A 22,099-nucleotide genomic window follows, 5' to 3' on the forward strand; every position below is an offset into this window, starting at 1 on the left:
AAACCCCCTGTAATTTCACTTGTTTAGTAAACCTTCATTGCCTAGTATACACCCTTAAATTTGGAATGCAATAGAAAACGCTAACAAATATATACAAACTATTTTCTGTTGCAAGCGTTTTCACTATTATTATAGTCCTTTTATTACTTTTAGAAAAGTAAAATACTTAAATATTTAAATATTTTTTATTTTCATCAACCACACTCCCATAAAACTGCATATTTTATTTTCAAAAAGTATGTTCGAGTATTTACAATCATCCCTTCCCTTCTCCAAATAAAAACAAAACCTCAGCTATGTTGTATTAGCTGAGGTTTTGTTTTTTCACAAAGTAATTGTGTATTTGTTCTATCGCGTTAACATCCATTAATTCTTTACCGTACTCCATGATGCGATAAATGGTTGCTGTAGACGGATTACCGTATTCCGCTAAAATAGCTATAAAATCCGCCTTTAACAATTGAATTTGTTCCTCTTCTTCCACCCAAAGATAGAAGCGCTCATCCCACGTATATAGCTTTCCGCCAGTTACACCAAGGTTATATAAGCGATTCGACAGGTTAATTACGTCATCTAGCGTAGCAAACTCATATAATATATGCTCACTTTCATCTAGAGTCACTTGCATTTCAATAAACTCGTCACGGAACTCATCATCTGTATCCATTTCTTGATTTTCTTTCGTTACAATTACAACCATCCCTTGTGCTTGTAGAGAAAACACTTCAACTGCAATCGGACCATCTGCTTCAAACCCTAATTCCTTATTTGCTTCTTGCATCATATCACGAAATAATTGCTGTACTTTCGGTGCATTTCTCCATAAATCTTCTTTCGTTAATCCTCGTTCAGATAAATCATCAAATGTTAGAAAAATTTTTATCTTATTGTAATTTAATCGTTCCAGCCTCATCTCATACCCTCCCTACGTAACCAATGCATCTAATTTTTATTATATGAAATAGAAAATAGATGGTTCTTTTCGAACAACTATTCCGACATTTTTAACCATCCATCCCATTCTTCTTTCGTATCACCAATTAAGATTGTTTCAATGTCCAACTGGTTTAGAACGCCTAGCTTTCCGATAAATCCAACAGAAAGAGATTCCCTTTTTTCTTGTAATAAATTTATAAAGTTCATCGTCTTTTTCATTTCTTGTTCGTCAGCAAAAGATATAAATACATATTTCGGCTGTATTTCCTCTACCGCTGATAACATACCATCTTCAGCTAAGCTTGTCCTAATATATATCGCCTCATATCCTTTTAAGCGTAAATAAGTTGAAAAAATAAATCCTTTCAATGAATCCTTTTCTAACACAATAACTTTGTGTAAAGAGGAAAACATTGAGGCATTGTGATACACCATCCCTAGACGCGTTTGTAAAAATGATAGTGCATATTGAAATTGCACCATTGAAATCTCATTATTATTTTTTGACGTTAATAATTTGTCTGTCACTCGAAGAACGATACTGGCAACAACCTTTTCTGTTGAATATATACTAAAAGCTTCGTTTAATAATGCAGCAATTGTAATTTCATCAAATTTTAACAAAGCTTGTAGCAAATCGTCCACTAAAACAACTTCTTTATCGAAATGTATCTCTTTTTGAACTGTACTCTGCAAACGATTCTCTTCTAATAACTGAACTGCTTGTCCAATCATCATACCGGAAGAAACTTTTTCCATTAACCATTTTAAAATTTGAATATGCTCTTCTGTATATAAGCGATGCCCAGCTTGATTCCGCTTTGGGGCAATAATTTGATATCGTCTTTCCCATGCACGAAGCGTACTCGGCTGAACTCCAATTATATTCGAAACGGCTTTTATATTATATTTCCCACTAAGAGTTGGCATCATTTCCCTCCGCACAATGTAATGATATGTGTTTGAGCAGGTGCTCGGAAACGAAGTGGTATCAATGTTGTTCCATACCCATTACTAACAAAGAGAATCGTATTCAAATGGTTATATACGCCACCTTTTAAATATTTTTTAGATGGGAATAATCGGATTTGTCCTCCATGCGTATGTCCACTTAACACAAGTGAAATCTGTTCATTTCCAGACATTTTTTTTATTATATCAGGGTTGTGACTAACTAGGATACGAAAACCATCTTCTTTACAATCCGCCAATGCCAAATCTAGACGATCACGGTGCAATCCAACATCATCTATACCGAGCAAACAAATTTTCTCTCCTAATTCAGACTCAAATACCACTCTTGTATTATCTAAAACTTTTACGTTATTTTCTAATAATAACGCATCTAATTCATGATATTCTATCTCATAATCATTGTTTCCCCACACAAAATATACAGGACCTATCTCTCTTAACTTTTGAATATTCGCAGAGATTTTTGATAAAGAGACACCTTTCTCTGCTAAATCTCCTCCGATAATTACGAGATCTACTTTTCCTTTTACTTGTTCAATTAACAAATTCGAAATGACCCTTCTATGAATATCAGAAATAAAAAACACATTTACTTTTTGAAAACTTTTCGGAAATTTTTTAAATACTAAAGTATGTTCCAACACCGTATTACGCATCGCTTCTTTATACATCACAAAAAGTAATAAAATCCCCATGCCTATGAGAGTACTGAATAATATAATCCATATCATATTTTTGACTCCCTCCTCATAAAGATAATCCTAGGCTTTTATAACAAACTGTGATCGCTTAACTCGCTAGCTTTCTTGCTTTGTGGACTTATCTTTTATCGGAATTTTTAATTCTTGACCTGCACTCACTTCATCTTCCTGCAAGTTATTATACTTTTTAATTACTTCAATTCCATTTCCATCTGAAAAATATTGCTTCGCTATACTTTCTAAAGTTTCTCCCTCTTTCACAGTATGCGTTATTACTTTTTCAGAATGTTTCTGCGACTCAGATTTAGCTGAATCAAAGAAGATTACTTCAAACGCACTTTTTCCAGCATTATTACTATCACCCTTCACCTGAATATATTTATCCGTGTACCACAAAATACTAATCGGCAGAAGAATGAATAGAAATGTTAAAACCCGGACGAAAATGTGATTTATTTTAAACTTTTGTTTTTTCTCTTTATTTCTATGAATTTCACTACGCGGCGGTAAACTTTCTTTTTCTTCCACTCGCTCAACTTCTAATTCCTCTTCAAAATCAGGAATTCGTTTCCTCATGTTGTTCACCACCACCTTCCATTTATTTTCTTAATTGGAGTCCCATTATAAAATCAACAAGAAAGTGTGCAAAGATTGTTATAAACAAATTTCCTGTCCATTCAAATACATAACCAAAGACAAAACTAATAAAACAGACGAAACAAAATAAAAATGGCTTTGTTATATAACGAATATGTAACACTGCAAATACGAAGCTCGCAATTACAATTCCAAAATGAGTCTGTACTACACCTCTAAATAAAAATTCTTCTGCAAAACCAATCAAGAACGTAATAACGAGTAAGTGTAGAACGGACATTCCTCGAAACATCTTATCGTTAATACCACCATCATCAAACCATGACTCCGGAAACACTCGCATTGCAACATAATCTAATAACACAATACCAATCGCTAACAAACCACCTATAATAAGTATAGATACTGGTTCCCATTTCCATAAATTAAAGACTTCTTTTACATCTTGAAATAATATATATGCCAGTAAACAGCCAATACCGATAATAATTAACTGTGTTATATATAGATTCAGCCTTATTTCCTGCGGACTCATATCTTCAACATTATGCCTTTGAATGTTCATCATTCCTCCATCTTTTCTAGGCCGAAAAGCTTTTGTAACTCTGTTTCCCAATTATAGTCGAAATCCGATTGTTGCGCTCGTCTTTTTTTATAATCTTCTTTGGTAATACCGCAATAATCGCAGCAATTAATTAACTCTTGCTCTTTCCTATAACCGAACTGTTGCAGCACATATTCACGTCTACACCCTTTAACTTGTATCCATGACTTCATATTTTCTAGCTCACTATATTTATTACGCAACCTTATTTCTACTTCAGCTATTAATCGGTTCATGATTTCATCTGACAAACCTTCTAATAATAATCTTCGTTGTTGTATAATTCCAACCTGTTCGAGATGATAACGAACGAAACGCCAATATTGCTCATTAAATCTTGCTGCATTATAACAAATTTCTTCTACATCTTCTATTGGTAATTCCTTCGTTTGAAATATTCTTTCTTGTAGTAAAGAAAATAAAAATTTTATTTGTGACTTACTTGGCAATTCATCCTCAATGATTGAAATTGGTAAATCATGATCCAACGGACTACATAATAAAATAGCTATACTCGGTTCGCCATCTCTTCCAGCTCTTCCGATTTCTTGTAAGTAAGAGGCTATATTAGTTGGATAATGAAAATGAATAATATATCGCGTATTCGCCTTATTTACCCCCATACCAAATGCACTTGTGCATATTACAAGTTGCAATTGATCGTTCATAAACTGCTGTTGAATTAACATACGCTCTTCATGTTCCATACCACCATGATAAAAAGCTACACCAGTAACACCTTTCCCTCTCAAGTATTCCGTTAACCTTTCTGTCCACGCTCTACTTGAGCAATATACAATCCCCGGCCCTTGTAAATACATCACCTGCTCTAAAAGCGCCTCTTTCTTTTCTTCTATCGTCTCTACAAATTGCACATCCATTGCAATATTAGGACGATCAATAGAGTATACATGTTCCGCGGCACCCTTTAAATTTAAACTATCTGCGATATCCTGCAGTACCCCTTTTGTCGCTGTGGCTGTCAATGCTAATACTGTAGGAGAACCAATATTTTCAATAACTACATTTAGTTTTTTATAGTCCGGTCTAAAATCATAACCCCATTGAGAAATACAATGAGCCTCATCAACAACAAATAATGAAATATGAATTTTCTTCAATTCCCTAATTAATAACTCCGACTGCAACATCTCTGGTGAAACAAAAATAAATTTATATGAAGATAATTTTTTCATCGCTTCTCTTTTTTCATTTAATGTCCGAAAACTATTAAATGCTATCACTCGGTTTTTCACAACATACTTTAATTGTGTCACTTGATCTTCCATTAAAGATAATAACGGTGATACAACAAGCACTGTTCCTTCTCGCATAAGCCCCGGAAACTGATAGCACATAGATTTCCCTCTTCCAGTCGGAAGCATTGCTATCACATCTTTTCCTTCTAATAAATCTGTAATTACTCCTTTTTGACCTGGACGAAATTCAGAATATCCAAACCACTTATATAAATATTCTTCAAGTTTCATTTACACCCTCCATCCGCGCTAATACAAGACGAACTTCAAAATAAGAGATATCTTCTCCAACCGCTTGTTTCAAAACACGTAACTTCCGCGTTTGCAATGCTTCAATTACTTTTATTACTTTGTCTATCTTTTCTTTTTCCATAAACATTTCAATAGAAAAATCTTTTTCTCGCAAAGCAATTTCAACAAAATGATCTTCTATCGTTGCAACCTTTAAATTCCGAATCGTCGCTATTTCTTCTAAAGAACGTCCTTGTCTCCAAAAATTATATGTTTTTTTCGTGGATAAACTAAATAATTCAGCTCTCTCATTTGGATAAGATATAATTTCAGCTAATAGTGGAAATTCATTTTCTTTATCACGAACTTCTTGTATAAAGAAATGTATTGTACCCCAAAATAAAAAATACACCCTGAATATATCTTGTTTCGTAATTTCTGCTAATTGTTGCAATGTACAACCAATGCGTTCATAACCCGTTAATCGATATGTTACAATCGTCGCTTCTATCGCATTACTCTTTTCTAAAAGATTATGTACTTCCGTCCATAGTCTTCTCGCCAACTCACTTCTCTTATATGGCCTTCCTGTTAGAAAACGTTTCACCCACATCATTATTTCTGTATCTTGCTGAATTGGAATAAATCTCGTATTATTCTGTTGTAAATTTGATATGGTTTGAATAATTAATGATAATCTTTTCCAAAATGTTTCACCTAATTCACCATAATGTAAACCATGCAAATGCGCCGGAAAAGCATAAACTTCCTCCCATTTATGTAACTGCATTTTACCCGTAGGTGTTAACACATATGTATTTTCATGTATTTCTTGAATAAAATCCGCTTGCAACAACTTTGCAACTTCACCATCATAGTCATTTCTATTTAATGATTTATATATTCCGAACAAAAAAGAAATTCGGAACATATTTCCATCTTGTAAAGTTTGCGAAGAACGTTTGCCCTTTAGTAAATAATAAATAGAAGAAACGGTTCTTTCACCATTCAATTGTTTTAAACAATGCAACAAAGTATATTGTATTTGCATGACCGCTTCCACCTTCCAATCTTAACTTCATTCTTTTCAGTACAATTACACTATCTACTGTCGCTCATTAAACTTATCATATAAGAACTATATACTTGTATATATTCTATTGTATCAAACGAAATCATATTTACGTATTTTGAAAATCTTATGACATAATTAAAAAATAAGTTGACACTCTAATTGATAAGCATTATCATTATAATTTTATGTTGAAAAGTTTTACAAACCGTTTTACAATAAGGTTATAATTTTTATGGCGAGCTTTTCACATACATATTATCAGGAGGGAAAAAAGATGGCAAAATATACAATCGTTGATAAAGATACTTGTATTGCATGTGGTGCTTGTGGCGCTGCTGCACCAGACATTTATGACTATGATGATGAAGGTATTGCATTTGTAACATTAGATGATAACCAAGGTATCGTTGAAATTCCAGATGTATTAATTGAAGATATGATGGATGCATTCGAAGGCTGTCCAACTGACTCAATTAAAGTTGCTGACGAATCATTCGACGGAGACGCTTTAAAATTCGAATAGTCTTTTATTAACTTCAAAAAACGCCCCTCCTATTGATGAGGGGCGTTTTTTGTATCTAAATTTTATTTTCCTTAATAAAAAACCATTAGTAGTTTCACACTACTAATGGTTTTAGTATATATTATGCATTTTTCATTTTTGCAAACACCCATACTTTCAGGCGTGAGAATAATGCTACAAATACAATTGTTACAACAATCCCTTTAATTAAATTAAATGGTAAGATTGCCGTTACAACCGTTGTTTTTATAGCTTCGCTAGACATAGCTGGTGAATTTAAAAACCAAGTGTACGCCGGGAATATGATGATGTAGTTTAATACACTCATAATAAGTGCCATTGTAATTGTCCCTAGCATTAATCCTGTAGTTAAACTCTTCACAGTACGATACTTTCTAAATAAGAAAGCTGCTGGCCCAATAAATAAACATCCTGCAATAAAGTTTGCAATTTCTCCAACTGGTACTCCCGTTAAACTTCCTTGAATCCCGTAATGTAAAATGTTCTTTATCGCCTCTACAATCACTCCTGCTACTGGTCCAAAGATAATTGCCGCAATTAGAGCTGGTACATCACTAAAATCAATTTTTAAAAATGGCGGAAGCCCTGGGAACGGGAAATCCAACATCATTAGTAAATATGCAATACTACTTAGCATCGCTACACTCACCATCTGCACTACACTGTTTTTTTGTTTCATCTTTCTCTCTCCTTTTCCATCGATCATCTCATGGAAAGTGGAAAGGTTCTGCTATGCCTATTTTTTCATAGAACGAAAAAACCCTTTGTGTTTTACACAAAGGGAGAATTTAAGGCACATCAAACAGACGTTCAAATCCATATCTTTTTTGAACGCTTGAACCTCCATCTTCTCCCATCCAGACTATACTGTCGGCTTTGGAATCACACCAAATCCTGCCTTAACGGCTCGCGGGCTTAGAACAAAATCATAAATAGTTCATCACCGCCGGTCGGGATTTTCACCCTGCCCCGAAGATAGACCGATATTCTATTTTCCCCTTCATTATACAACAACCTCATAACATTGTGAACTAAAAAATTGTAACTTATTTAAAATTAGTTATTTATTTTTCGTAACAACAAATAAATTGCGAGATATTTTACAATACAATCCATATTTTTTATTATTCGGCATTTCTCTTTTGAATTACCTAGTCATATATAATTAAAAGTGATAAGATATTGAATTGTTAAGATAAGAACATTTTCTGAGTTATGGAGGAAATGTCATGAAAAAAGACAAGAGACATTCTATTCGAGAAGCAATGAAAAAAAACTTAAGAAAAGAATACTTTTACTTAAAAAAAGAATTACTTTTCTACTGCCCAATTGATTTAGGCACATTCTCAAACGAGACATACTATGCTACTTTCGATGAAGATGGCATCAGTATTTATCAGTATGATAAAAAAACAGAAAGTAAATTAAAATTGTGTGAGCGTCATCCGTGGAAGAGTTGGAATAAAGTGAAGATTGATCACTATTTGACAACTTCTCAATTTATTTTTCAGGGTGAGCGAAATTGGATCTTATCTCTTTTTCAAAAAGGAAAAGAAGCTCAAAAAATTATTGAAGAGCATACATCTTTACAAACAGAAGTTGTTTCCCGCTCTTTCTTAAAAAAACTTCCTGGTTTTCGTTCTAATACACCACTGAATAAATACATCGGTAGTATTTGTTACACTGCACTTATTGCATTTTTATTAAAATGGATGATTCCATTTCAAGCACCACAAATCGCCCTGTATTCTATCTCGATTGGTTGTATGCTTCTTGGCCTACTTTGTTTGACAATCGGTTTAATTGAACCGACTATCGTACTGTTTCGAACAAAAGAGAAAACAAGAACAAAAGTTTTTTACTTATATAGCTATTTAGCTATTTCTGGATTTATATGTGTCTTTATTTTTTGGTAAAAGAAGCCGTCCCAAAATAAATTTTGGGACGGTTTTCTTTTAGATATAGATGCTCTGATTCACTCAATAGTTCTAGCAAAAGCGCCCATATAATTTCATTTACATTGAATCTTATTTAAGAAGAACATAAATTTGTTCAAAGTTTAATTTTTGAAGCGTTTCCTTTACTTAACATATAATTGTTGATTAGGATAAATTAGCTCTTGCTGCAATCCATTTTTTTCTTTAATTTCCTTAAGTGTCATACTAAATTTCCGTGCAATACTAACTAAAGTATCCCCTTTTTGTACGACATATAATGACGAAGAAACAACTTCATTTCTTTGTTCACTTAAAACAAGCAATGGGTTCATCGCATTCTTTTTCGCCATCGTCCATCTTCCTTGATGAAGTTCTAGATGTAAGTGCGCACCTCGCGATTCTCCCGTGTTCCCTACTTCTCCAATTTTTTCTCCTTTGGAAATATAATCTCCTTGATCCACATATCTCTTATTTAAATGTGCATATACAGCCTCATATTCTCCGTGTTTAATAAATACAACATTTCCATAACTACTTGAATAATAAGACCTCGTTACCTTACCATCTTGGATAGCTGCCACAGGCGTTCCAATCGGCGCAGCTACATCAATACCATAGTGTTTTCCATGCCTTGTCCCAAAATAATCACTTATCTGACCTTCAACAGGCCATGTCCATCGATTTTCTTCTGCATAAACATGTAATTGAGATACAAACAGTATACTCAATAACATGACACCGCATTTTAAAACTTTCATATACATCCTCCGTTTTCTAATTACCACCATACCTTCTCTATTTTGGTATATTACAGAAAAAAGTATACAAAAAAAGAAAGTGAATTACTCCACTTCCTTCTCTTTCTTATCACGAAAAACTAATGCACTACGGTTATACTCCACATCTTTCACTTGTAATCGGGCATTTATTACTCGAGCTATCGCAAACAAATAATCAGATAATCTATTTACATACTTTAATACAACTTCATTTATTTTCACTTCTTTTTGCAATGATACTATAGAGCGTTCTGCTCTCCTTACAACAGTACGTGCAATATGAATAGTAGCCGCTGCCTCGCTACCACCTGGCAAAATAAAGCGTTCTAGTGGCGGGGCTTCTTCTATATATAAATCAATCTTTCTTTCTAAACTTTCAACCATCACAATTGTCACTTTATAAGGAATTTTTTGTTCCACTATTGCCAAGTCTCCTCCGCAATCAAATAGTTCATGTTGAATATTTTCGAGCTCATTGTAAATATCTATAAAAGCCCCGCCTTGAAGCTTAGTCATTGCATATCCAATATGAGAATTTGCCTCGTCTATTGTTCCATACGCTTCCACACGGATATCATCTTTATCAACCCTGCCACCTATTACACTTGTCGTTCCTTTATCTCCTGTTTTTGTATATAATTTCATTTCTTCACAGCACCTCTCTTGTTATTCTTTATTCGAGCAACATAGAAAAAAGTTCTACCATTCTTTATTTAATTGAGTTTACAAAAAAATAAAAAACAGCAGAACTTTATTCATTATCAACTTTAAAAACGCATATCTAAATTATACGATTCGGTAAATATACAGAGAATGTAGTTCCTTCTCCAACAACACTTGATACAGAAATTTTACCATCATGGCCTTGAACAATATTTTTCGCAATCGCAAGCCCGAGTCCTGTTCCACCCTTTTTCCCACGTGTTCTTGCTTTATCAGCTTTATAGAAACGATCAAATAAAAATGGAATATCTTCTTCTGGAATGCCTGCACCCGAATCTTGTACTTCAAAAATAAGACCGTTATTTTTCGTATCAATTACAAGCGTTACATGTCCGCCTGCATTCGTATGACGTATTGCGTTATCAATTAAATTCGTCAATACTTGTTCCATACGATCTGCATCAAACGGGTATTGTTCAATTGGACCTTTGAAATCAACCGTTAACGCGACCTCTTTATCCTTTGCAATCCCTTGGAATTTACGACCAATTTTTTCAACAAACGGATGTATATCCACTTCACCAATATGTAACTCTACATGACCGCTTTCCATACGAGCTAAATCTAACAATTCATTTACAAGTTTACCTAAACGAACAGATTCATCATAAATAATTTGAACAAACTCATCTATTTCCTCTTTCGTTTGCACAATATCATCTAAAATCGCTTCACTATACCCTTGCAGCATGACCATTGGTGTACGAAGTTCATGTGATACATTCGCAATAAAATCTTGACGCATCTTTTCAAGACGACGTTCTTCCGTCATATCTCGCAGCACTGCTACAGCTCCACGAATTTTCGTTTGATTGTAAAGCGGCGTCATAAGAACTACATAGTTTCCTTTTTGTAAATTAATTTCAACAACTTGTTGTTGTTCGCTTTCTACAACGAGATGGAATAATTCCACAAGTTCAGAAGGTAGTTTTTTACTGAGCTCTATCTCTTTTTCTTCTTGCCAAACTTGTAAGAAATGTTCGGCCGGCGGATTGATTACAACGACTTCACCTTCTTGATTTAACGTAATAACCCCATCTGCCATACTACTCAAAATACTTGCTAACTGCTCTTTTTCTTGTTGCAAGGCGTTCATATTAAACTTCAACTGTTTTCCCATTTGATTTAAGGCCGTTGCAAGCTCACCAATCTCATCCTGAGATACCATAGGAGCCTTTGCATCAAACTTCCCACGTGACACTTCAAAAGCAACCTCACGCATTTTACGAAGCGGTGCTGTAATCCGAGTAGATAAGAAGAACGCAAAGAAAGTTGTTAATATAATCGCAATTCCAGCCGATAAGAAAATAAAATCAGTTGTTCTTTCCATACCTTGTATCGGTACTTGTAAAGATTCATATACGAACACTGCACTTTGATTTTTTGATTGCACTGGTTTTCCGACGATCATAATATCATTTTCGGTGTTTTTATTCTTCCTACTATTAGACGCTTTTCTAATATTATTCTTAATTTCTTTTTTGTCTGTAAACACAGCCGCTAATTCTTTATCTTCTTTTAAGTCATCCATTGTAAGAGTGACTAACCCTTCTTGTTTCGGTGAAGAAGAGATTTCTTTACCATCTTCTACAATAATAATCCTTGAAAGTGGGTCAGAGAATTTGTAAGCGATATTCTCAATCGTTTTTACATCGGCACCTTCTTCAATTAACTCTGAAACACTTGTTGCAACTTTTTGAAGCCTAGCTTCACTCATATCAACATAATACGTTCTAAAAAACTGTGAAAGTAAAATTGCAACAAATCCAAGAACAAACGAAACGAGAAGTAATATGGTCATCCATAACTTCCCTACTACACTTCTCCAAAGCATCAGTCGTTCACAACCTCAAATTTGTAACCTACACCCCAAACAGTAACGATCATTTTCGCTGCATCTGGTGATTTTTTGCTTAACTTCTCACGTAAACGCTTTACATGTGTATCAACTGTACGTAAATCTCCGAAGAATTCATATTGCCATACTTCTTTTAACAGTTGCTCACGATCGAATACTTTATCAGGAGCTTTCGCTAAAAATAATAGTAACTCATATTCTTTCGGCGTTAAGTTTACTTCATTACCATCTGCAGTAACACGGTGTGCATCGTTATCAATTGTTAAGTGCGGGAATACAGTAACATCTTTTGTCGTTGTATCTTGTGTAAAGAATGTTGTTGGTACAGCACGACGTAATACCGCTTTCACACGTAGTACGACCTCACGTGGACTAAATGGCTTTACAATATAATCATCTGTTCCAACTTCAAATCCTTGTACTCTATTTACTTCTTCACCTTTTGCTGTCAGCATAATAATTGGTGTCGCTTTCTTCTCACGAACCCCTTTACATACTTCAATGCCATCTTTACCAGGCATCATAAGATCTAATAAGATTAAATCGTAATCATTTTGCAACGCCATTTCTAAAGCTGTATCACCATTATCTGCTTCTTCAATCGTATATTGTTCTCTTTCTAAGTACATTTTCAATAAACGACGAATACGATCCTCATCATCTACAATTAAAATTCTTGATTCATTTTCCATCTCTACCCGCTGCGCACTCTCACCTCAGCGGTTCACACCTACCCTTCTTTAACTATTATGTTGCGCTATTCTCGTTTATTTAAGCAATCTTCTAAATGTTTCACTTCCCATATTATGCTTCACAAGAATAATAAATTTTGTTCAATTTTTTTCCAAAACTATGTATTTTTTTTGAACAGCATATAATGTCCTCGACATCATTTTACAAAATCAACCGCTACTTTGTCATGTTTTTCTCAAAAAAGAAGAAAAGTTGACAAAAATAAAATAGGAAAGTGACATGCACTCCCCTATTTTATTTCTCTATGCATATGAATGTAAACCGGCAATAATTAAGTTTACTACAATAAAGTTAAACATAATGATTGCAAAACCAATTACTGCAAGCCAAGCTGACTTCTCTCCATGCCATCCTTTTGATAGGCGTAAATGTAATACTGCCGCATAAAAGAGCCAAGTGATAAGTGCCCAAACCTCTTTTGGATCCCAGCCCCAAAAACGTGTCCACGCTATTTGTGCCCAAATCATCGCAAAAATTAATGCACCTAATGTGAACACTGGGAATCCAATTGCAATAGATCGATATCCGATTTCATCTAGTAAATCACTATTCGTATTCTTTACTAACGGCTGAAGTGCCGCCGATACTCGCTTCCGTAAAACAAGTCTTAATACAATATACAGTAATGTTCCAACTAACACTGACCAAATAACAGTATTTAATTTTTTCGCATTTACAATCGCTGGAACTTCAACTGCCGGTTCTAATTTATTTTCTGTCAGTAACTTCCCTTCGTGCGGTCCAACTAAAGCCGGAAGATTGTATTTCATTTCCACTTGTTGTTCATTTTTATCAATCCATTGAAACTTCGCTTCATATTTCATACTAGAAAATACCGTTGTTACTCCAATAAATCCAACTGTACAAACAAGTGTAAATACTACCGTCTCTAGCCAAAATGTACGTTTACTTCTCGTCGATTGATCTACATTTTTCAATAAATACATAACACCTGTAATAAAACTAATCGCTAAAATGGCTTGTCCTGCTGCTGCCGTCGTCACGTGAATATGTAACCAATTACTTTTTAAAGATGGAATAAGCGGAGATATTTCCCTCGGAAACATACTTGCATAGGCAATTAATAAAAGCGCAACTGGTAATGCAAATAGTCCGATTATGCTTACACGGTACATAAAATACATGACAATAAATGCTCCTACAAGCATCATGCCGAAAAATGTACCGAATTCAAAAAAGTTACTAACTGGCGCATGTCCTGATGCAATCCACCTTGTAACAAAATATACTGTTTGTGCAATAAACCCTAAAATTGTAATCGTTATTCCTACATTTGCCCATTTATGACCCTTTTCTTTAATTGCTCCCCCGAAAAATAGAGTGGCAATTAAATATAAAATAAATGCGGTAAAGAGAAAGTTACTACTTATTTGCACCATATCGTTTCCCCACCTTAACTAATTTTTTTATCAATTACTTTATCATTTGGCTGTGGAATTGCTGTACCTTCTAGTACTCTTTCAATATCTTTCTTTAAACCGAACCAATTTTTATTTGTATGCCCTGCAATCCACCATTCATCATTAACACGTTGTATCCAAATACGGCGATGATTCCAATACATACCTTGAATGACACCAACCATAAATATAAATCCTCCAATGCCGAGAATCCAAAGCGTTAAATCTTTTCTTACAGTAAGTGCTGTTGCATTTTGCATTTCAACACCTGCAAACGACATTTTATATTTGTTGTTTCCATCTGGTTCTATATTTTGCTGAATACCAACAAAACTCACTTCACCATCTGGTGTTTCAGGTGTAAACATTTTAAATACAAATGCAGGATTGTTTGGTAATTTCGTTTTTGTATTTGGTTTTCCATTCTCATCAAAATAAAAATCAGGAAAATAGCTTAATAGTTCTAGAGAATAACCATTTCCTAAATCATATTTTTCCTTAGGATTCGTTAAATCTACTTTAATTGGTCCCCACTTTTGATTATTTTCTTTATTTTGCAAGTTAAAGGACATACTTTTAAATTCACTTTCTTTATAATCCACTTGATACACTGCAAATTGATCAAATTTCAGTGGTTCATTCACTCGAATTTCCGCTTCTTTTACTTTTTCTAATTTCGGTTTTTGTCCTGCTATATTTTCTCCTACTGCTTTATATAATACGGCATTCGTTTGGAAGTTTTTCGCAATCATTTTATCGCCTACACGATCAATCGCTTCATCAAAAACTTCCTTGTCCTTACTTTTATCATAAACTTCTTTTATAAATTTCTCGTTTTTTAAGTAGTATTGTCCATCCGTCCCTGGTATTTCTTTCGTTTCACCGTCACGTAACCAAAGTGCTTCGTCTACGTACATACTCGGTAAAAAACGAAGCATCGCACCGAATAAAAAGATAATAAGACCGATATGATTTACATATGGACCCCAACGCGAGAAGCGTCCCTTTTCTGCTAAAACGTTTCCGTCTTCCACTTTCACGTTATAGTTTCTTTTCTTTAAATTCTCTTGCACTCTTTCCAGGTCACCTTCTTGCGGTGTACCAGTCCCATATAATCTCTGTCTCTTTAAAAAACTAGGATGTCTTTTTACGCCTTGCTTTTTTAAAGCTTTATAAAGTGGAATAACGCGGTCTAAACTACATATCACAAGTGAAATACCGATAGAAGCAATCAAAATCATATACCACCATGAACCGTATAAATTATTAAACCCTAATTGATAGTATAATTGTCCTAAAAATCCATATTCTTGTTTATAATATTCAGCTGGTGCAATACCTGGAGTTATGTACATTTCTTGCGGAAATATAGTTCCTATCGCTGATGCAGCTAAAGTTATTACGATTAGCCATACACCTACTTTTACAGAAGAGAAAAAGCTCCAAATTTTATCGACTATCGTTTTTGTCTGCGTGAGAGATCTCCGTGCACTCCCCTCATAGCGCATATCCAATAGTTTTGCATTTTCATTGCTTTCAAATGGTTTCCCGCAAGCTTCACAAAAAACGGTTCCTATCGGATTAACATGTCCACATTCACATTTAATTTCTTTCAACACTCTCACCGCCCCTGTATCTATATGTACTATTGTATATTCTAACCTCAAGTTACCGCAATACTCAGAATTTTTAAACCAGAGGCACTATAAACACGCACCCCTTATGTAAAGGCTTTCTTTATTACGGAGTAATTTTCTTTAAATACCCTTCTAACTGTTCTTTCGTTTGTTCCCCTATAATTTGCTCCACTACTTTTCCATCTTTATCAATCAAAAAGCTTGTCGGTAAAGGACCTACTCCATATGTTCCTATAATCTTTTGTCCTTTATCAATGGCAACTGGGAATTTCAAACCATATTGGTTCACAAAGTTCTTTACTGCAATATCCGTTTCATCTGCATCTAACGCTATGATTTCAACGCCTTTTTCTTTATACTTTGGATATAATTCATTCATATAAGGCATTTCTTTTTCACAAGGTTTACACCACGTGCCCCAAAAGTTTAAAAATACACCTTTTCCCTTTAAATCTTTTAGTTCAATTTTCTTTCCTTCTAAATCCGTCACAATAAAGTTAGGTGCTTCTTTTCCGATTTGCATTTTCTCTTTATTAGCAAAGAATCCTTGATAAAGGGTAAATCCTACAGCACCACATAAAATGAGTAGAATAATAACGCGAAATAATAAGCGATTTTTCTTCATATTACCTCTCCTCTCCTCGGTAAATGTTATGTATTATCTTCTGTAAATGTTGTATTGAATAAATCACCAGCAGAGCACTCCACTGGTGAATTTTTAACTCTATAGCTTATCTTGGCTTTGTAGAAGCAAGCGCGCGTAATTGTTTCACCTCATGTGGTGTCAATTCTCTCGCATCACCAGGTCGCAGGCTTCCTACTTCTAAGAAAGCATAACGTTCACGTTTTAATTTCACTACTTTACAGTCTAACGCTTCAAACATACGACGTACTTGACGATTACGTCCTTCATGAATTGTTAATTGTACAATAGCCATCTCTTTACGCTTGTCCCAAGAAATAATTTTCACACGTGCTGGTGCTGTTTTACCGTCTTCTAACGTAACACCGCGTTCTAACATGCGAATTTTCTCACCTGTTAATGGCCCTTTTATTTTTGCAACATATGTTTTTTCAACTTTATATCTAGGATGCATTAATACGTTTGCGAAGTCCCCATCGTTTGTCATTAATAATACGCCAGACGTATCATAATCTAAGCGTCCGATTGGGAATAAACGTTGTGTAATTTCCGGGAAAAAGTCCGTTACAACACTTCTTCCTTTATCGTCTGATACACTTGAAATTACGCCAGTTGGTTTATATAGTAAAAAATAAACAGGTTCTTCTTTTTCAAGAGGGATATTATTTACTTCTACTTTATCTTGAGGAGTTACTTTTGTCCCTAACTCTTTCACTATTTTTCCATTAACTTTCACTTTTCCTTGCTGAATTAATTCCTCAGCCTTTCTTCTCGATGCAATACCTGCTTGCGCAATCACTTTTTGTAATCGTTCCATTTCTTTTTTTCACCTCGAATTTATCTTACCTTACATTAGAAAGACTTGGCAACCGCATACGCTTTACGGCTATTCGCTTCATCTTACTTAAACAACATAGCGATGATAATAAACATATAAAGGTCAAATCATGTTTTTACCCTTTATTATTGTCCATATTTTTCATATTTCTCACAATAAAAGTTCATCATTTTGTCAAAAATACCACATAAAAAAACCACTATTAAGCTACACCTTAATAGTGGTCGTATACGTATTATAAGCGAAATAGCGTAAAAAATGAATAGTATTACTGAAACAATAAAGAAACGAACACAATTGAGCATATAATCCCGATTAAATCTGCAAAAAGTCCTACTTTTAGTGCATCCCCCATTTTTCTAATCCCAACCGCTCCAAAATATACAGTTAAAATATAGAAAGTCGTATCTGTGCTCCCTTGCATCGTAGAAGCCAATCTCCCAATAAACGAATCTGGCCCATATGTTGCAATTAAATCGGTCGTAATACTTAAACCAGCAGAGCCTGAAATAGGGCGTATAAGTGCTAAGGGTACAATTTCTGCTGGAACATGGATCAAATCTAACATTGGCTTCATTACCGATATCATTGCATCTAACGCACCTGAAGACCGGAATATAGAAATAGACACAAGCATTCCAACCATAAACGGTAAGATGGAAATTGCAATTTGAATCCCTTCTTTTCCTCCCTCAACGAACGATTCATACGTCGGCACTTTCTTTATTGTGCCATATAAAAGGATAAAACCAATTACACAAGGGATTACCCATAAGGAAATTGTATTTACAATGCTCATTTTTTCCGCCCCTTTCTACTCCTTCTTCGGTAAAAATAGCGGTCAATCCAAATTGCCCCAATCATAGAAAGTACTTGTGCAATAAATGTTACCCCAACAATTTCAGTAGGATTCGCTGATTCATACGTCATTCGAATGGAAATGACTGTCGTAGGAATTAATGTAATAGCTGATGTATTTAATGCTAGAAACGTCACCATAGAACGGCTCGCCGAATCCTTTCCTCCATTTAACTCTTTCAGTTGTTCCATCGCTTTAATACCAAGAGGGGTCGCTGCATTACCTAGACCAAAAAAGTTTGCCATCATATTTGATAGAATAAATCCCATAGACGGATGATCCTTTGGTATTTCTGGAAACAACCTTTTTACTATCGGCATAAAAAGTGTAACTAATTTTTTTAACAATCCGGCTTCCTCTGCAATTTTCATTAAACCGAGCCAAAATACTAAAACACTAATAAGTCCTATACAAATCGTTACCGCATCTTTTGCTCCGTCAAATACAGCTTTATTCACTTCTTCCATCGTTCCATTTATCATGGCGTATACAATCCCAATGACAGCCATCGCTACCCATACGAGATTAACCATCGTTCCCAACACCTATCATGTAAGAAAAAATTTCTTTCACATTATTCCAGTAAAGTCCCGTTGTAGCTACTAACTTTCGTTTACTATAAAATAAATTCCGTTCTCCAACTTTTTCATTACCAACATAAATGTCTGTCTTCCCAACCTTTACTCCATCCGTAAGTTTTGTACTTTTATCGAGTTCAACTTTTAATACTACGTTCTTTTTTTCTTCTTCAGTTAACGGTACCGAAAAACTATTTTTCGTATAAACATGGTTGGCATACTTCTTTTCATTTATTTCAGCAATTGCTCCTTGTCCTAAAACTTTCGTTTGTTTGAAACGGTCAAAACCTTTATCAAACAAATTCATATGATCATCCCAATCACTAGAGGCACTCAAAGTTACGACAATTAAATCTAGTCCACCTTTTGATGCCGTTGTAACAAGCGTTCGCCCAGCTTTCTTCGTAAAGCCTGTTTTTCCCCCTGTTGCAAATTCATAATAAGACGTTACCAGCTTATGTTTATTTTTCCACGGGTAATCCCAAGAATCTGATTTATATGTTTTGGTTCCAAAGATTTTCTTAAATGTCTCGTTTCCCATTGCATATTTCGTTAATAATGCCATATCGTAAGCCGACGAATAATGTGATCCATCTCCATCTAAGCCATGAGGGTTTGAGAAGTGCGTATCTTTCATTCCAATTTCTTTCGCTTTTTGATTCATTAAATATACGAATCCATCTATACTCCCACCCACACTTTCAGCAATTACTTGCGCTGCGTCATTACCAGATCTAAGCATGAGTCCGTATACTAAATCTTCTAACTTCACTTTTTGTCCAGGCTTTAAATAGATTGCCGATCCTTCCACCCTCACCGCTTCATTACTAACTGATACCATTTCTTTCATCTTCCCTGATTCAGCAGCTAATAAGGCGGTCATAATTTTTGTTATACTAGCAATTTTTTGAGGCTCATGTTCTGCCTTTCCGTATAATACACGACCAGACTGTTGCTCCATTAATACAGCATTTCGAGCACTAACATTGCTGTTCATCTTTGCATATGTAGGAATCGGCATAACGCTTGCATACATCATAAGAAGCGTAATGATTACACAAATTCGTCTCATATTTCCCCCCACGTCCTTTTGGCACTTTTTGTACAAGTGTATGCTTGGCCTTTTAAAATATGAACGAAATCTTCCTTCTACTTCCATTAAAAAAGACGCAGAGAATTTGCGTCTAATATGGTTTCCATTCAATTTGTTTCGCAGTTTCAAACCTTTTTTCTACATCAGGCCAATTTACAACATTCCACCAGTTTTTAATATATTCATCTTTTCGATTTTGGTATTGTAAATAATACGCATGTTCCCAGACATCTAGTACAAGGAGCGGTATCGTATCCCATTGTGTAAATAATTGATGAAGTGTACTTTGCAAAATTTCTAACCTTCCAGACCGGGGTACCCAAACGAGAATTGCCCAGCCTGAACCTTCTACTTTAGAGGCTGCTTCTGTAAAATGTTTTTGGAAACGTAAAAAGCTCCCAAAATCTTGTTCAATTTGTTGTGAAAAAGTTCCTCTTGGACTTCCACCACCGTCTTTTTTCATGTTATTCCAAAATATCGTGTGTAAGTAATGACCTGACCCATGAAAAGCCGCTTCCCTTTCCCAATGCTTAATTAAATCAAATTTATTTGTTTTTCTCGCTTCTTCCATCATCTTCTCTGCTTTATTTAATCCTTCCACGTAACTCCGATGATGTTTATCATGATGTAACATCATAATTTCTTTAGAAATATACGGTTCTAACGCATTATATGGATAAGGTAATGGCGGGAGTGTATGTCCTCCAATTGGGACAGCTCGTTCACTATCCCCTCTTTCATATAATTCATATTCCTCTTCTTCTTGCATAAATACTTCCTGCAAGTGATGCTGAATATGTTCTACATCATCGCTTATTTCATACATAAACTCTGCATCTGTTTCATACTCATGCTCTTTCATACGCTCTAATAACGTCTGAATTTTATAAGCAAGCATATGGACATCATACACTTCCATTGCGCGACTATCTAATACGTGAAGAACACTTTCACACCAATTTTCTACTTCATGAAAGTAATCTGTAAATACACCTTGCTGATTCATGTTGCACCTCCCTAATGCTATCCACTTAACTATATTCAATGAAAATCCCTTATATAACTGTACAAAAGGAAAAGAAGCTAAGTCACCTTAGCTTCTTTTCCTCAATCAATATTTGTGTAACATCTTTGTCTGATAATCCGTCTCATAATATTCTAGTTCTTCACGCATCAATTGAAATTTACCTTCTAAACTCTTCATCACTTGCTCTAAAGATGCAGGTGGTGTTTGTTGAAAAACGATAGAATTTTTCCCTGTATATGCAGACCGACTATTTTCATACCAATGATCACTCTTCGGTGAAAAAAACTCTGCAATTACTTGATGGTAAATCTTATATAAAATTTTTTCAGCTGCTGTTTTTCGAAATGGCTGGCTATTCAACAAAACAAAACATGCATCCTGTCCTTCTTCGCAAAAAACGAGAAGTCGTCTCATTGATGCTAATAACCCTTTATAATATCGCTCATTCCCTGCTGGTGTTTCCTCTAATAAAGAAGGTAACGTATGATAATTTACATAATTGGTTATCAAATTAATAGCATCTTCTAAAAATATAGAAACTTGTTCTGTTTGATTTTCAACCATAAAATTAGACATTTTTTCTCTCTCCTTTGCCATTTCACGCTATTTCTACTCTTTTATTTTTATGTAATTCAGCCAATATTTCTTGTACTTTCGACACCGTTCCCTCATCAAAATATTGTTGAAATTCTTCCATATTATTTAAATACAAACGTTTTTGCGCACGAAGCTCCTTATCTTTCATTAAACAACATATCGCTACAATATCGCGCAAATATATGTTTTGTTCTTCTACTTTATACACTGGATTTCCTTCAAAAGGAGTAATTTCTTGTAAAACTTCTTCAAAATATCGAACGTATAAAACCGAAAAAGTTTTCTCTTTACCATTTAATATATGTCACTTCAGATCTGTTAAAAAAATCTTCTGATGTATTAGGTTTCTCTTTTTCTAACTCATATCCTACGTAACCTTTTATAATCATATACTCCCCCCTCACCCTTCTTTCACCTTATTCTAACTTAATTTT

Annotated in this window: 23 protein-coding genes, 1 pseudogene and 1 riboswitch; of the genes and pseudogenes, 2 read left to right on the forward strand and 22 right to left on the reverse strand. The window is 34.6% G+C overall.

Annotated features, from left to right (window positions below):
* Positions 1–304 precede the first annotated feature (304 nt).
* From ACTFSL_RS01745 to ACTFSL_RS01775, 7 genes are all read right to left on the reverse strand, one after another.
* Positions 305–913: a genetic competence negative regulator gene (locus ACTFSL_RS01745; RefSeq protein WP_001235402.1), complete on the reverse strand. Its 609-nt coding sequence runs from the start codon at positions 911–913 to the stop codon at positions 305–307.
* Positions 914–990: 77 nt separating this feature from the next.
* Entirely contained in the window at positions 991–1,866 is an 876-nt protein-coding gene (locus ACTFSL_RS01750; protein ID WP_119683152.1) for a MerR family transcriptional regulator, read from the reverse strand.
* The gene (locus ACTFSL_RS01755; RefSeq protein ID WP_119683151.1) at positions 1,866–2,642 is read right to left on the reverse strand and encodes a metallophosphoesterase; all 777 of its coding nucleotides are present in this window, start codon (positions 2,640–2,642) and stop codon (positions 1,866–1,868) included. Before ACTFSL_RS01755 ends, ACTFSL_RS01750 begins: the two co-directional genes overlap by 1 nt.
* A gap of 66 nt (positions 2,643–2,708) precedes the next feature.
* Positions 2,709–3,188 (reverse strand): LysM peptidoglycan-binding domain-containing protein, encoded by a 480-nt coding sequence (locus ACTFSL_RS01760; RefSeq protein ID WP_001231553.1) that lies wholly within the window; start codon positions 3,186–3,188, stop codon positions 2,709–2,711.
* Between the two features lie 22 nt (positions 3,189–3,210).
* Complete coding sequence (locus tag ACTFSL_RS01765) at positions 3,211–3,774, reverse strand: CPBP family intramembrane glutamic endopeptidase (RefSeq protein WP_001025780.1); 564 nt, start codon at positions 3,772–3,774, stop codon at positions 3,211–3,213.
* Positions 3,774–5,303: an ATP-dependent DNA helicase RecQ gene (gene recQ / locus ACTFSL_RS01770; RefSeq protein WP_000762973.1), complete on the reverse strand. Its 1,530-nt coding sequence runs from the start codon at positions 5,301–5,303 to the stop codon at positions 3,774–3,776. The genes ACTFSL_RS01765 and recQ overlap by 1 nt, the downstream gene beginning before the upstream one ends.
* Entirely contained in the window at positions 5,293–6,354 is a 1,062-nt protein-coding gene (locus tag ACTFSL_RS01775; protein WP_119683150.1) for a helix-turn-helix domain-containing protein, read from the reverse strand. The genes recQ and ACTFSL_RS01775 overlap by 11 nt, the downstream gene beginning before the upstream one ends.
* A gap of 298 nt (positions 6,355–6,652) precedes the next feature.
* On the opposite strand from ACTFSL_RS01775, the gene ACTFSL_RS01780 reads away from it, so the two are divergent.
* A complete protein-coding gene (locus tag ACTFSL_RS01780; protein ID WP_001151993.1) occupies positions 6,653–6,901 on the forward strand; it encodes a ferredoxin in 249 nt (82 codons plus the stop codon).
* Between the two features lie 121 nt (positions 6,902–7,022).
* Here the strand turns inward: ACTFSL_RS01780 and ACTFSL_RS01785 are convergent, their stop codons facing one another.
* Complete coding sequence (locus ACTFSL_RS01785) at positions 7,023–7,601, reverse strand: ECF transporter S component (RefSeq protein ID WP_000810855.1); 579 nt, start codon at positions 7,599–7,601, stop codon at positions 7,023–7,025.
* A 162-nt stretch (positions 7,602–7,763) separates the two neighbouring features.
* Positions 7,764–7,903, reverse strand: a riboswitch (FMN riboswitch).
* Between the two features lie 248 nt (positions 7,904–8,151).
* Between ACTFSL_RS01785 and ACTFSL_RS01790 the strand changes: the two genes are divergently transcribed.
* Positions 8,152–8,838 carry a hypothetical protein gene (locus ACTFSL_RS01790; protein ID WP_000710837.1) on the forward strand — a complete coding sequence of 229 codons (687 nt, stop codon included), beginning with the start codon at positions 8,152–8,154 and terminating at the stop codon, positions 8,836–8,838.
* 164 nt (positions 8,839–9,002) lie between these two features.
* Here ACTFSL_RS01790 and ACTFSL_RS01795 read toward each other — a convergent pair whose 3' ends face one another.
* The 14 genes and pseudogenes from ACTFSL_RS01795 to ACTFSL_RS01860 form a co-directional block, all read right to left on the reverse strand.
* On the reverse strand, positions 9,003–9,617 hold the full coding sequence (locus tag ACTFSL_RS01795) for a peptidoglycan DD-metalloendopeptidase family protein (protein WP_000866117.1): 615 nt from the start codon (positions 9,615–9,617) through the stop codon (positions 9,003–9,005).
* 84 nt (positions 9,618–9,701) lie between these two features.
* Positions 9,702–10,283, reverse strand: a complete 582-nt coding sequence (locus ACTFSL_RS01800) for a cob(I)yrinic acid a,c-diamide adenosyltransferase (RefSeq protein WP_000781268.1) — start codon at positions 10,281–10,283, stop codon at positions 9,702–9,704.
* A gap of 136 nt (positions 10,284–10,419) precedes the next feature.
* The gene (resE, locus tag ACTFSL_RS01805; RefSeq protein WP_000964677.1) at positions 10,420–12,195 is read right to left on the reverse strand and encodes a sensor histidine kinase ResE; all 1,776 of its coding nucleotides are present in this window, start codon (positions 12,193–12,195) and stop codon (positions 10,420–10,422) included.
* Positions 12,195–12,911 carry a DNA-binding response regulator ResD gene (resD, locus tag ACTFSL_RS01810; protein WP_000426861.1) on the reverse strand — a complete coding sequence of 239 codons (717 nt, stop codon included), beginning with the start codon at positions 12,909–12,911 and terminating at the stop codon, positions 12,195–12,197. The genes resE and resD overlap by 1 nt, the downstream gene beginning before the upstream one ends.
* A gap of 303 nt (positions 12,912–13,214) precedes the next feature.
* On the reverse strand, positions 13,215–14,372 hold the full coding sequence (gene resC, locus ACTFSL_RS01815) for a cytochrome c biogenesis protein ResC (RefSeq protein ID WP_000250083.1): 1,158 nt from the start codon (positions 14,370–14,372) through the stop codon (positions 13,215–13,217).
* Between the two features lie 14 nt (positions 14,373–14,386).
* Entirely contained in the window at positions 14,387–16,012 is a 1,626-nt protein-coding gene (gene resB / locus ACTFSL_RS01820) for a cytochrome c biogenesis protein ResB (protein WP_000910522.1), read from the reverse strand.
* Positions 16,013–16,133: 121 nt separating this feature from the next.
* Positions 16,134–16,655, reverse strand: a complete 522-nt coding sequence (gene resA, locus ACTFSL_RS01825; protein WP_000742192.1) for a thiol-disulfide oxidoreductase ResA — start codon at positions 16,653–16,655, stop codon at positions 16,134–16,136.
* Positions 16,656–16,761: 106 nt separating this feature from the next.
* Positions 16,762–17,490, reverse strand: coding sequence for a 23S rRNA pseudouridine(2605) synthase RluB (rluB, locus tag ACTFSL_RS01830; RefSeq protein ID WP_000440556.1), 729 nt, complete (start codon positions 17,488–17,490; stop codon positions 16,762–16,764).
* Positions 17,491–17,779: 289 nt separating this feature from the next.
* Complete coding sequence (gene spmB, locus ACTFSL_RS01835) at positions 17,780–18,310, reverse strand: spore maturation protein SpmB (RefSeq protein ID WP_000029514.1); 531 nt, start codon at positions 18,308–18,310, stop codon at positions 17,780–17,782.
* Positions 18,307–18,903 carry a spore maturation protein SpmA gene (spmA, locus tag ACTFSL_RS01840; RefSeq protein ID WP_000247811.1) on the reverse strand — a complete coding sequence of 199 codons (597 nt, stop codon included), beginning with the start codon at positions 18,901–18,903 and terminating at the stop codon, positions 18,307–18,309. The genes spmB and spmA overlap by 4 nt, the downstream gene beginning before the upstream one ends.
* Positions 18,896–20,020 (reverse strand): D-alanyl-D-alanine carboxypeptidase DacB, encoded by a 1,125-nt coding sequence (gene dacB / locus ACTFSL_RS01845; protein ID WP_001252638.1) that lies wholly within the window; start codon positions 20,018–20,020, stop codon positions 18,896–18,898. The genes spmA and dacB overlap by 8 nt, the downstream gene beginning before the upstream one ends.
* A gap of 112 nt (positions 20,021–20,132) precedes the next feature.
* Entirely contained in the window at positions 20,133–21,047 is a 915-nt protein-coding gene (locus ACTFSL_RS01850; RefSeq protein WP_119683149.1) for a superoxide dismutase, read from the reverse strand.
* A gap of 105 nt (positions 21,048–21,152) precedes the next feature.
* Positions 21,153–21,644, reverse strand: coding sequence for a YpuI family protein (locus tag ACTFSL_RS01855; protein WP_000064519.1), 492 nt, complete (start codon positions 21,642–21,644; stop codon positions 21,153–21,155).
* A gap of 22 nt (positions 21,645–21,666) precedes the next feature.
* Positions 21,667–22,054 (reverse strand): annotated as a pseudogene (locus tag ACTFSL_RS01860) (hypothetical protein).
* Positions 22,055–22,099: the final 45 nt, after the last annotated feature.

Source organism: Bacillus cereus group sp. MYBK108-1, from assembly GCF_051917185.1.
In the GTDB taxonomy this organism is placed as follows: domain Bacteria; phylum Bacillota; class Bacilli; order Bacillales; family Bacillaceae_G; genus Bacillus_A; species Bacillus_A cereus.

Excerpts from the sequence above, each read along its gene's own strand:
- resE (WP_000964677.1), bottom strand. The coding sequence starts at position 12,195 with ATGCTTTGGAGAAGTGTAGTAGGGAAGTTATGGATGACCATATTACTT.
- spmA (WP_000247811.1), bottom strand. The coding sequence starts at position 18,903 with ATGGTTAATCTCGTATGGGTAGCGATGGCTGTCATTGGGATTGTATAC.
- ACTFSL_RS01780 (WP_001151993.1), top strand. The coding sequence starts at position 6,653 with ATGGCAAAATATACAATCGTTGATAAAGATACTTGTATTGCATGTGGT.
- ACTFSL_RS01745 (WP_001235402.1), bottom strand. The coding sequence starts at position 913 with ATGAGGCTGGAACGATTAAATTACAATAAGATAAAAATTTTTCTAACA.
- ACTFSL_RS01785 (WP_000810855.1), bottom strand. The coding sequence starts at position 7,601 with ATGAAACAAAAAAACAGTGTAGTGCAGATGGTGAGTGTAGCGATGCTA.
- ACTFSL_RS01790 (WP_000710837.1), top strand. The coding sequence starts at position 8,152 with ATGAAAAAAGACAAGAGACATTCTATTCGAGAAGCAATGAAAAAAAAC.
- resD (WP_000426861.1), bottom strand. The coding sequence starts at position 12,911 with ATGGAAAATGAATCAAGAATTTTAATTGTAGATGATGAGGATCGTATT.
- ACTFSL_RS01755 (WP_119683151.1), bottom strand. The coding sequence starts at position 2,642 with ATGATATGGATTATATTATTCAGTACTCTCATAGGCATGGGGATTTTA.
- spmB (WP_000029514.1), bottom strand. The coding sequence starts at position 18,310 with ATGAGCATTGTAAATACAATTTCCTTATGGGTAATCCCTTGTGTAATT.
- ACTFSL_RS01750 (WP_119683152.1), bottom strand. The coding sequence starts at position 1,866 with ATGCCAACTCTTAGTGGGAAATATAATATAAAAGCCGTTTCGAATATA.
- ACTFSL_RS01800 (WP_000781268.1), bottom strand. The coding sequence starts at position 10,283 with ATGAAATTATATACAAAAACAGGAGATAAAGGAACGACAAGTGTAATA.
- ACTFSL_RS01760 (WP_001231553.1), bottom strand. The coding sequence starts at position 3,188 with ATGAGGAAACGAATTCCTGATTTTGAAGAGGAATTAGAAGTTGAGCGA.
- recQ (WP_000762973.1), bottom strand. The coding sequence starts at position 5,303 with ATGAAACTTGAAGAATATTTATATAAGTGGTTTGGATATTCTGAATTT.
- ACTFSL_RS01765 (WP_001025780.1), bottom strand. The coding sequence starts at position 3,774 with ATGAACATTCAAAGGCATAATGTTGAAGATATGAGTCCGCAGGAAATA.
- dacB (WP_001252638.1), bottom strand. The coding sequence starts at position 20,020 with ATGAGACGAATTTGTGTAATCATTACGCTTCTTATGATGTATGCAAGC.
- ACTFSL_RS01795 (WP_000866117.1), bottom strand. The coding sequence starts at position 9,617 with ATGAAAGTTTTAAAATGCGGTGTCATGTTATTGAGTATACTGTTTGTA.
- ACTFSL_RS01855 (WP_000064519.1), bottom strand. The coding sequence starts at position 21,644 with ATGTCTAATTTTATGGTTGAAAATCAAACAGAACAAGTTTCTATATTT.
- ACTFSL_RS01775 (WP_119683150.1), bottom strand. The coding sequence starts at position 6,354 with ATGCAAATACAATATACTTTGTTGCATTGTTTAAAACAATTGAATGGT.
- resA (WP_000742192.1), bottom strand. The coding sequence starts at position 16,655 with ATGAAGAAAAATCGCTTATTATTTCGCGTTATTATTCTACTCATTTTA.
- ACTFSL_RS01850 (WP_119683149.1), bottom strand. The coding sequence starts at position 21,047 with ATGAATCAGCAAGGTGTATTTACAGATTACTTTCATGAAGTAGAAAAT.
- rluB (WP_000440556.1), bottom strand. The coding sequence starts at position 17,490 with ATGGAACGATTACAAAAAGTGATTGCGCAAGCAGGTATTGCATCGAGA.
- resC (WP_000250083.1), bottom strand. The coding sequence starts at position 14,372 with ATGGTGCAAATAAGTAGTAACTTTCTCTTTACCGCATTTATTTTATAT.